Below are 10,388 nucleotides of genomic sequence, written 5' to 3'. Positions count from 1 at the left end.
TACCGGGAGGGAAAGAGGGGTCGGGATAAAAGGCGCGGCTAGTCGCGCTGCACGCGCCGGATGGCGGTCTGGCCGCTGACGTCGGTTAGACGCAGCAAATACAGGCCCCGGGGCAGCGTGGTCAGATCCAGGCGGGCATCGGCGGCCGGGCTCAGGCGCAGCGTAGTGGTCAGCAGCTTGGCTCCGAGTACGTTATGCACCGCCACCGAATAAATGCCGGTTGCGGCGGCATCGGCCAGGCGCAATTGCACGATGCCGTTGGGCGTCGGGTTCGGGAAAACACTCAGCGACGGTAGTTGCCGCTCCTCGGCGGTGCTGGTAATCAGGTCAATCCGGACGGAGTAGTCTTCGGTTTCGGAGTTGATTTGGTTGAGCAGGCAGGCCTGGGCCTGGTTGGTGTTGGCCCGTGTCAGTACCCGCATCCGGGTAAAGCCCACCACGCCAGCGGTGTTCGGGATGGTAAAGGTATTGGACGAATTCAGGTTGGAAGTGCCGTTCACCAGCAGCTCGTTGGTATCAAACACGCCGTTGCGGTTCAGGTCCAGCCACATCGACGTAGTGCGCTGGAAGTTCTGGTTGACGACAGTAGCCAGCGTGTAGCTCTGGCCCTGGCGCAGTCCGATGGTCTTGTCGATATAGTTGCCGTAGCCGCCCACGTCGGCCGCCGACGGATTCGTAAAGGAAGTCGAGGGCCCGGTCACAGTCACGCTGGTCAGCCACACGTTGTTGTTCAGCCCGCTCGAAGCGCAGTAGGTCACGCAGGGCACTGATACGGTCAGGTAGCTGGCCCGCGAAATGGTGCTTTGGCCAAAGGCGTTGCTGGCCGTCAGCGTCACGGTGTAGGTGCCGGAGGTTGTGTACTGGTGGCTGGGGTTCTGCAGGGGGCTGGTGGTGTTGTCGCCGAAATTCCAGAGCCATGAGGTCGGGGCGTTCTGGCTCAGGTCCGTAAACTGCACCGGATTCACGCAGGTGGTAGGCACGTAGTTCGACGAGAAGTTGGCCGCCGGCGCGCTGATATTGGGCTTCACGGTTACGGTGTAATCTTCGGCCTGGCCCAGTTGGGGCTCGGCGCAGGGGCCGGCCGGGGCACCCACGTAATCGGAAATCACGCGCAGGCGCAGCGGCTGGTTTTTTACGGCCGAAGCCGGAATAGCAATGGTGCCGGTGGGGTTGGTCCGGTTCAGGGCGGTAAAGAGCAGCTCGGTGCTGCTGAAGGTGCCGTCGTTGTTCAAATCCAGCCAGATGCGCGTGTCCTGGGCGCTATTGGGGCCCGTAGTCACGCTCACGGGGTAGGAGTTGCCTTCGGTCAGATCTACCCGACTGGCGCAGGTAAAGTCCTCGTAGCCGGCCTGCCCATTCACGGAGTTCTTACTGAGCGTGCCCAGCGTAAACTGCGTGATGCCGTAGCCGCAGCAGAAAGCGGCCGTGTTGGGCGTGCAGCTGGCCGCCACCGGCACTGCCGAGTTGTAGGTGATATAATTGGTGCGGGTGCGGGTAGTGGCCCCGGCTGCGTTGGTGGCCGTCAGCGTCACGGTGTAAGTGCCGGCCGTGGTGTAGCAGTGGCTGGGACTTTGTAGGTTGCTGGTGGGCGTGTTGTCGCCAAAGTTCCAAGTCCACGAGGTCGGCGAGTTCTGGCTTTGGTCGGTAAACTGCACGCAGCCCGAGCAGGTCAGGGTCTGGTCGGCCACAAATTCAGCTACGGGCGCCGTTGAGCTGGCCGTGGCCGTTACGGCGTAGTCCTCGGTCTGCGAATACTGGGGCGTGGAGCAGGGCGTCGGTATCGGCGCGTTGATGTAGTCGGCTGCTACGCGCATCCGCAGGCGGGTGGCCAGCGTGGTGCCAGCCGGTAGGCGCACCGTACCGGTATGCACCCGTTTGGCTCCCGAACTAAAGACCAGCTCTGTCGTGGGGTTCAGGGTGCCGTCGTTGTTGAGGTCAATCCATACCCGCACGTTTTCGTCGGCGTTGGCATTGGTGCGCACCGTAATGGCATAATCGGTGCCCACTGTCAGAGCCGCGCCGCCGGTGCAGGAATAGTCGCGGTAGCCTTCACTCACGCCGGCCGTCGTATTGTTGATGGAGCCGAGCGTCACGTTCAGGATGCCCATGCCAAAAGCATAGTTGCTCGTGGGGGCTCCGCCCGGCGTGCAGGCCGAGGTGGCCGCCGGGCACTGGGCAAAGGCCGGCACACTCAGCAGCGGCGCCAGCAGAAAAGAACCCCAGAAAGCCGGCGCACTGCGCCACGTACGTAGAATTTGCATCATATAAGCCACCCGGAAAAGAAAGGTTGTTTCCGTCCCTAAATGTAGCGACTAAATCCAATTCCGGAAATAGCCTAAGCGGATATCCCTGCGTTTAAATGGAAGCCCGAAAAATGTCGTCAAACGCCAAAAAGGCGTAATTTTGGCCCGGTGTCGACGGCTGAGTCCGGTCCGGCAATCATCCAAAATTAAACGCTAGATATGAAAGGCAAAGTGGTGCTTATCACGGGGGCTACCTCCGGTATCGGACGGGCCTGCGCGCTGATTTTCGGCCAGGCCGGGGCCCAGGTAGTTGTAACGGGGCGTGATGAAGCCCGCTTGGCAGCTACCGGCGAAGAGCTGGCCCGCCACGGCATTGCGCACCGCACCGTGCGCGCCGACGTGGGCGTGGAGGCCGATTCCGAGCGGGCCGTGGCCGAAACCATTGCCGCCTTCGGCCGCCTCGATGTGCTCATCAACAACGCCGGCATTTCCATGCGGGCCATGTTCCAGGATGCTGATCTGAGCGTGATTCAGCGGTTGATGCAAACCAACTTCTTCGGCACCGTCTACACTACCAAGTTCGCGCTGCCGCATCTGCTGAATTCTAAAGGCTCTATCGTGGGCATTTCCAGCATTGCCGGCTACCGCGGACTGCCAGGGCGCACGGGGTATTCGGCCTCCAAGTTTGCCATGCAGGGCTTTCTGGAAGCATTGCGCACCGAATTGCTGCCCCAGGGCGTACACGTATTGGTAGCATGCCCCGGCTTCACGGCTTCCAATATCCGCCACACAGCCTTGGCCGCCGACGGCTCGTCCCAAGGCGAGTCGCCGCGCGACGAAGGCCAGATGATGACCAGTGAGGAAGTGGCCCAGCACCTGCTGCGGGCCGTGCAGCAGCGCCGCCGCGACATGGTATTAACCGCGCAGGGCAAGCTCACCGTGTTCCTTAATAAGTGGCTGCCCGGCTTGGCTGATAAGCTGGTGCTGAACCATTTTCGCAAGGAAGAAGGCTCGCCGGTTAAATAGCTAGTAGCACTTTTTACGAAAAAGCCCTGATGCATTGTGCGTCAGGGCTTTTTGCGTTTTATAACTAGGTAATCGTTATTGCAGCAGTAGCAGGTCATTGCGGCGGATGTAAGCATCCCGATTGCGCCATTCCACGCGGTACCAGATATCCTGTCGGCCGCGCACCAGCAGCCGGTCACCGGCCCGAGCCGTGGTCAGCCAGGCCGCTCCCGCACTAGGTCCGGCCATTAGCGCCGCGTGGGGGCGAGCTACCAGGCCCACTGGGCTGGCACCCAAAAGGTTGAGGTAAAAGGCCACCGCGGCCAAGTAAATGCCGTACGTCAGCCACCACGCCCGGCTGGCCCGGTACCGTACCAAAAGCAGCACGCCCACTAGCACGGCCCCAATCAGTAGCCCCTGTAGCACGGAATAGTAGTAGCGCCGAAACGTAATCAGCAGGCTCGATTTCCAAGTATCGGAGTAGCCTGTCAATCGGTTGCTCTGGGCCAGCTCGGTCATTTTGCGCCATGTAGCATACGTGGGCTTTCGGCGTTGCGCCAAGCTCAAATAATAAAGCGCTGCCGGGTAATGGCCCAGGCCTTCCTGTATATAAGCCATGCGCAACAACATGCGGGATGAGGTAAGTCCTTGGCGCAGCCCCTGGCGGTACAGTGGATAAGATGCTTCGTATCGCCCCATTGCAAACAAGGAATCAGCTTGTTGAACAACAGGGCTAGTAGTTTGACTGCTAACTTCTTGACAAAAAAGTACACAGAAAGATAAAAAAAAGAAGAGCTTTTTAAGCAAAGGGTTTGGAAGTTTAAACGGGCGCTTCTACTTTTGCATCCGCAATCAGGGAAGATAGTTCTCGACTGCAAATAAGCGATTCTGTAGCTCAGCTGGTAGAGCAGTACACTTTTAATGTACGGGTCCTGGGTTCGAATCCCAGCGGGATCACCACTTTCCTCTTAGAAAAGCCTCTAGCTATCAAGTTAGGGGCTTTTCTGCTTTATAGCCTTCTTTTTGTACAGTGAAATGTACAGTCCGAGAGTCTAGGTGTATAGCCCCAAGGAGTGATGGTGTGTTTTCCGGGCTGGAATTTCGCCCGCATCTATGGAACAAGTACTCCACGGCAGTGCCCGCACAACGGCGGCGATACGGCGATTTGTCCATCTGCCATAAAGTAGGCATCCACTACCTTTATTTCCGGGTGGCCGCTACGGGCGCAGACCCCCGAGGCAATTCGCTACCTCCTATCGGCGCTGGTGGCATTCGCTCGGCGGCCGATGCGCAGGCAAAACTAGCAGCGGGTGCGTTGCTGGTGCAGCTCTACACGGACTTTACTTACAAAGGCTCGGCGCTCGTGAGCCGGATAAGGCATTGGCACGCAGGGAGCAGTGTGCTAGAAATGGTTGATTTTCTCGCGAAGGCCTTTCTTATATGCGGTTGAAGCGGTAGCGTAATTGAAACCAATGGTGCCGACCGAAAACGAAGCAGCCCATGAAATACCGAGTACTTCATGGGCTGTTTGCCACCGAAAAGCAGTAGACCGCCAGCTGAGCCTGCGGAATAAAGAGCTAAAGTTAAGGTGAATTGTGCTTGCGAAGCAATGGGTTACACAAGCCATAATTTTTTTTGATGGTGAAATGGAAGGCAAAAAGAGCGTGGTTTAGGGCGTTAGGTCGGAAATAAAATTTGAGAAAAACGGCTCAAAAAAAACTTAACATTACCAATGAATTGCTTGGCTTAACAATTCCGTAGTTTTGCGTTATGCTTCAACCAAAACACCTGTTGATGAAGCGCGGGACCCTGCTCGACAGGGAACCGCGAGGGGACCGGAAGGTCTTCGCTACCATCGGTTTTCCCCATTTTGCCGCTGGCATTTCCGTTGTTCTTTCTGGGTGTTGCCCCGCCACCGTTTCGGATTCCGAAACGGTTTTTTTATGTCCGTGGAGTTCGTTGGCTTCCGCCCCGGGGACTGACTATTCATACCTCTTAATTCAGGCGCGCTGTAAGCCCATCTAAACCAGGTAGTCTTACACGTATCTCCCTAATCAACAAGTAATCAATTTATTGGCTTCGGTATGGCACGCAAAGACCTGCTCGACATTGCATCCCTTCACCGTGAGGAAATCGAGTTCTTGCTCGACCAATCCACGTCCTTTAAAAAACTGTTCACCCGCTCGGTGAAAAAAATCCCCGCCCTCGAGGGCAAGTCCGTGCTCATGCTCTTCTACGAGGCCAGCACCCGCACGCACTCCTCCTTCGAGGTCGCGGCCAAACGCCTCTCGGCGGAGGTCACGAACTTTGACGTCGCCCATTCCTCCATCACCAAGGGGGAGTCGGTGCGCGAAACCATCGAGACGCTCCAGGCCATGCGCACCGACTACATCGTCGTCCGTCATAGTCACCCCGGCCTACCCGGCATGATTGCCCGCCAAACCACGGCGTCGGTCATCAATGCCGGCGACGGGGCGCACGAACACCCCACCCAGGCCCTGCTGGACGCATTCACTATCAAGGAAAAATTTCCCGACCCCCGGGGCAAAAAAGTCCTCATCATCGGCGATATTCTCCATTCCCGCGTCGCGCGCTCGACCAGCACGCTGCTGCAAAAGCTGGGTGTCGAGGTGGCCTACCTCGGTCCGGGCTCACTGGTGCCCAAGTACGTGCCGGAAAGTATCCACCGCTTCACCGACTACGAGGCGGCTATGGCCTGGGCACCCGATGTGGTGTACCTGCTCCGCGTACAGATGGAGCGCCAGGACGTGCAGTTTTTCCCCAGCGTCCGCGAATACCACCGGGTCTACGGCATTACCAACGACCGGCTGGCGGAAATCAGCGACAAGGGCCTTTACATCATGCACCCCGGCCCCGTGAACCGGGGAGTCGAGCTGTGCGACGCCGTGATGGACTACGAGCGCAGCCTCATCACCAACCAGGTCGAAAACGGCATCTCCGTTCGCATGGCCGTGCTCGACTGGCTCACGCCGGGCGGGGAATTCCCACGGCAGGAAGCGTATGCTGCTCCGCAGCGAGCCAGCTCGCCGGTGGTTACACCCTAAATGCCGAACGCGGCGGTTGGTTCGCCCGTGTATTTTCTTGTTCAACAGTCCGAATAGCCCCACACTCCTTGCCGGTTTACAGCACTCCTCCACCCATGCTTCTCCTTCAAAACGCCCGCATCGCCTCTGAAAATTCACCCGTGCTTATCGAGAGTGATGTCCTGATTGTCGAAGGAATAATTCAGAACATCGGCAAAAGCCTCGCCCCTCCAGAGGGGGCCCGCGTCATCGACGCGCGAGGCCGGATTCTGATGCCTGGCATGTTTGATGCCCACGTTCATTTCCGCGCCCCTGGATTTGAGAATAAGGAGACTATCACTACGGGGAGCGAAGCGGCCATCAACGGCGGCATTACCGGCGTGGTGATGATGCCGAACACCCGCCCGGCCCTCGACTCAGCCACCGCAATAGCTACCGTGCTGGAAAATGCCAAGCACCGGTCCCGCATTCCGGTGTACACTTCCGGCTGCGTCACCAAGAACCGCGAGGGCAAGGAACTGGCGGAAATCGAAGGCATGCGCGGACTCGGGGTCAAGATGCTCACCGACGACGGGGACACCACCGCCGACCCGGCCGTGCTGCTGCGGGCAATGCAGTATGCCACTGAGTTTGGGATGTTTTTCGCCAGCCACTGCGAGGTACCAGAACTGGCTGGCCCACGCGCCCTCAACGAAGGGGTAATGAGCTACCGGCTCGGCATCAAGGGCTCGCCGGCCTGCGCGGAGGAAATCATCATCGACCGCGACATCCGCCTGGCCCGGGCGGCGGGTGCGCACGTGCACATTCAGCACGTGTCCAGCAAGCTCGGCATGGAAACCATCCGCTGGTGGAAATCCCGCGGCGATGTGAAAGTCACAGCCGAAGTGGCTCCGCACCACCTGATGTTCACCGACGAGCACATCGGCGACTACGACACGAACTATAAGATGAATCCGCCGCTGCGGACCCAGGCGGATTGCGATGCCCTGCTCGAAGGGCTCAAAGAAGGCGTATTCGACCTCATTGCCACCGACCACGCGCCGCACACGCCGTTCGAAAAAGCCCAGGATTTTATCAGCGCGCCCAACGGCATCACCGGCCTGGATACAGCCCTGGTTTCGCTCTACCACCACTTCGTGGAGCCCGGAAAGTTCGGGTGGGACCTGGTGGTGAAGCGCTATTCGGCGGAGCCCCGCCGCCTGATGGGCCTGCCAGTAGCCGCCATCGAAGTCGGCCAACAAGCCGAGTGCGTCTTGTTCGATACTGAAGCGGAAACAACCTTCACGCGGGAATTCATGAAATCGAAATCCCAGAACACGCCCTTCATCGACCAGACGTTGAAAGGCCGGGTAGACCTGGTGATTCTGGGGGTAGACATTCTGCTTGAGCGCTGATAGCCAGAATGCTCAGCTGCCGGCTGTCCGAATGCGGGTTCTGGCCCGGGACTAAGCCTGAAACCACGTTTTTTCGCTCACCCGGGGCTGCGCAACTCTATTTATAGAGCTTGCCCTGAGTACCTATTCTCATCCGATACTCCCAGCTTCAGCGCCGCCCCGGTCAAGCCACTGTTTGGTGTTGTCATGGACTCCGGCAGCAATTGGGACACCATGTCGCATGCCGTACTGATGCTCATAGGCCTTGGATTAGCTCTTGCATCGTTGTTCGGTTAAAGCAAGTTACTGCTTCGTGAACATCCTCTCATTCGCTCCTTGTCGGGTGCAAGAAGGGGCTAGGCAGACTCTCATAAGGCGGCGTTGAATCCCCTGTTGCCTGTCAGCTGTGCTCATTTAACTCCCTCATAATTTCTCCAAACAACCGGATGGATTTGAGACGGTCCTCTAGCGCGTACATACTGGAAGCGGTGATGAGTTCATCGGCCTGCGTTTCGACCAGAAATGCTTGCAGCTGTTGCTTGACGGTTTGCTTGCTGCCGACGAAGGAGTACTTGAGCATTTGGTAGACGGCAGGGTGCTGCCACATTTCTTGCAGTTCTTCGGTCATGTCAGTCGGCGGCTGCATGGGCTCTTTCGTTCTCCCCGTCAACATTCCGACAAACATCCGGATAACGCTCGTGAACTGTCGTTGGGCTTCTTCGTCGGTATCGGCCACGTAGGCGTTGATGGCTACGATGGTATACGGTTGGCTCAGCGCCGCCGACGGCTTAAACTCTGCGCGGTAAATCCGCAAAGCGTCGAGCAGGTGGGTGGAGGCAAAGTGGCTGGCAAACGCGTACGGCAAGCCCAGCTTGGCCGCCAAATGCGCGCTGTCGGTGCTGGAACCCAGAATGTACAGGGGCACGTCGGTGCCCTCGGCCACCGGGGCCCGAACGGCGGCGTGCTTGTTTGTCGGCGAAAAGTACTCCTGGATTTTTCCGACTTCGCGGGGGAAAGAGTGGGCCGCCTGCATGAAATCCGAGCGGATGGCCTGCGCGGTTTGCGAGTCGGTACCGGCGGCTCTGCCCAGGCCCAAATCGATGCGGTTGGGGTACAAATGCGCCAGCGTGCCGAACTGCTCGGCCACAATCAAGGGTGAGTGATTGGGCAGCATGATGCCACCTGAGCCCACGCGAATGGTGGCCGTGTTTTCGGCGACGTAACCAATGAGCAAAGAGGTGGCACTGCTGCCGATATTATCGGAATTGTGGTGCTCGGCCAGCCAGTACCGTTGGTAGCCATGTGCTTCGGCTTCCTGGGCTAAGGCCAGGGAGTCGTGGAGGGTTTGTTGTATCGTGCGGCCTTGCGACACGATGGCTAGGTCTAGGATGGAATAGGCGACCGGCGGCTTTTCTGGGCGGCTGGACTCGTGAACAGGCGTAGGCATGGCTTCTTTAGATTAGTGGCCGCTGGGGTTGGCCGTCCAGCGGCTTGAATAGCAGGAAAGAGAAGGGAAGCGTGGGTTAAATGGTTCGGAACGCGGGTTTCGACAGGCCGAGATTTCCCCGCAGGGTTTCGGCCTCGTACTCCGTATGAAAGAGGCCACGTTCCTGCAAAATGGGCACCACCAGCTCGATAAAGTCCTGTATCCCATACGGATGGTCTTGCTGAACCATCAGCATATCGATTGCTCCGGCCTCATACCACTTCTGTATCTCGTTGGCAATGCGTTCGGCGGAGCCCATGAATAAGGGAACCGGTCGGTGCGAATAAGGACCTAGGGCGCGGATTGCCTGGTACTTCGCGTAGGCCTCAGCATCGGTGCGGCCCACGATGGGGTTTTGCGCCACTGAGCGCACGAAGTCTGCCGGCTGCCGGCCTTTTTCAACCAGCTTCGCGGTCAGCGCATTGGCGAGCAATACTGTTTCTTCGAAGGAACTGCCCGCCATGAAGACGCCGTCGGTGTAGGATGTGGCCAGGTCCACGAAGGTGGGTGAACTGCCGGCCATGTACAACACCGGCCGGCCCTGCACCGAGCGGCTCAGATTCAGCGGGCCATCCACGGAGAAGTACTTTCCGCGGTAGTTGATGGGGTGCATCTTGCGCGGGTTCAGGAAGACGCCGCTTTCCTTATCGCGGGGAAAGGCGTCGTCCTCGTACGTGTCCCACAGGCTCAGCAGAATTTCCAGAAACTCCTCGTGCATGGGGTACTGGTCGGCTTTGCCCAGGTGGCCCCGGCTGAAGTTTACCATCCCGCCCGGGTTGGAAGTGATGGCATTCAACGAGGCTCGACCCTTGCTGAGTTTGTCCAAGGATAAGACCTGCCGGGCCAGGTTGTAGGGGTCGGTGTAGGAGGTAGAAGCCGTCAGCGAGAGGCCGATGCGCTCCGTTTTCATGGCCAGGGCCGACATGAGCGTCCCGCCCTCGAACATGCTCAGGTAGTACGGGATGTTGCCGGGGCCGACGTGGCTCACGTCGTACAAAAACAGGGTTTCGAACTTGGCCTGCTCCGCCAGCTGCGCCTGTTGAATGAAGAAATCGATGTTTTCGCCGGCGTCGGCGGGCATGGCGGGGTGGCGCCAGGAGGAAAAATTCCATCCCGGCCCATCGATGACGGCGGCCAGCTTTAACGTTTTTCTATTGTTCATCACTTGAAGTATGAATGCGTGCTTTCGCCCCGGCAGAATCTTCTGCGCAAGCCTAGGGCCCGGCCGATGCTATGC

General features: G+C 58.5%; 8 protein-coding genes and 1 tRNA gene. 5 read left to right on the top strand and 4 right to left on the bottom strand.

Annotated elements, in window-relative coordinates:
* Window positions 1-38 precede the first annotated feature (38 nt).
* On the bottom strand, window positions 39-2,264 hold the full coding sequence (locus tag LGH74_RS13250) for a GEVED domain-containing protein (protein WP_226176431.1): 2,226 nt from the start codon (window positions 2,262-2,264) through the stop codon (window positions 39-41).
* A 198-nt stretch (window positions 2,265-2,462) separates the two neighbouring features.
* Here LGH74_RS13250 and LGH74_RS13245 point away from each other — a divergent pair, with 198 nt between their 5' ends.
* Window positions 2,463-3,269, top strand: coding sequence for an SDR family oxidoreductase (locus LGH74_RS13245; protein WP_226176430.1), 807 nt, complete (start codon window positions 2,463-2,465; stop codon window positions 3,267-3,269).
* Between the two features lie 75 nt (window positions 3,270-3,344).
* Here LGH74_RS13245 and LGH74_RS13240 read toward each other — a convergent pair whose 3' ends face one another.
* Window positions 3,345-3,809, bottom strand: coding sequence for a hypothetical protein (locus LGH74_RS13240; RefSeq protein WP_226176429.1), 465 nt, complete (start codon window positions 3,807-3,809; stop codon window positions 3,345-3,347).
* 323 nt (window positions 3,810-4,132) lie between these two features.
* Here LGH74_RS13240 and LGH74_RS13235 point away from each other — a divergent pair.
* From LGH74_RS13235 to LGH74_RS13220, 4 genes are all read left to right on the top strand, one after another.
* Window positions 4,133-4,208, top strand: a tRNA-Lys gene (locus LGH74_RS13235).
* Between the two features lie 70 nt (window positions 4,209-4,278).
* On the top strand, window positions 4,279-4,698 hold the full coding sequence (locus LGH74_RS13230) for a hypothetical protein (protein WP_348532995.1): 420 nt from the start codon (window positions 4,279-4,281) through the stop codon (window positions 4,696-4,698).
* Window positions 4,699-5,332: 634 nt separating this feature from the next.
* Window positions 5,333-6,313 carry an aspartate carbamoyltransferase catalytic subunit gene (locus tag LGH74_RS13225; protein ID WP_226176428.1) on the top strand — a complete coding sequence of 327 codons (981 nt, stop codon included), beginning with the start codon at window positions 5,333-5,335 and terminating at the stop codon, window positions 6,311-6,313.
* Window positions 6,314-6,408: 95 nt separating this feature from the next.
* A complete protein-coding gene (locus LGH74_RS13220) occupies window positions 6,409-7,686 on the top strand; it encodes a dihydroorotase (protein ID WP_226176427.1) in 1,278 nt (425 codons plus the stop codon).
* Window positions 7,687-8,065: 379 nt separating this feature from the next.
* Here LGH74_RS13220 and LGH74_RS13215 read toward each other — a convergent pair whose 3' ends face one another.
* Together LGH74_RS13215 and LGH74_RS13210 are read right to left on the bottom strand one after the other, a co-directional pair.
* The gene (locus tag LGH74_RS13215; RefSeq protein ID WP_226176426.1) at window positions 8,066-9,112 is read right to left on the bottom strand and encodes an LLM class flavin-dependent oxidoreductase; all 1,047 of its coding nucleotides are present in this window, start codon (window positions 9,110-9,112) and stop codon (window positions 8,066-8,068) included.
* 76 nt (window positions 9,113-9,188) lie between these two features.
* Complete coding sequence (locus LGH74_RS13210) at window positions 9,189-10,313, bottom strand: LLM class flavin-dependent oxidoreductase (RefSeq protein ID WP_226176425.1); 1,125 nt, start codon at window positions 10,311-10,313, stop codon at window positions 9,189-9,191.
* Window positions 10,314-10,388: the final 75 nt, after the last annotated feature.

The organism is Hymenobacter lucidus (genome assembly GCF_020447265.1).
Taxonomy (GTDB): domain Bacteria; phylum Bacteroidota; class Bacteroidia; order Cytophagales; family Hymenobacteraceae; genus Hymenobacter; species Hymenobacter lucidus.
Note: the sequence above shows the minus strand (reverse complement) of the source record. Positions and strands in the feature narration are given on the sequence as shown.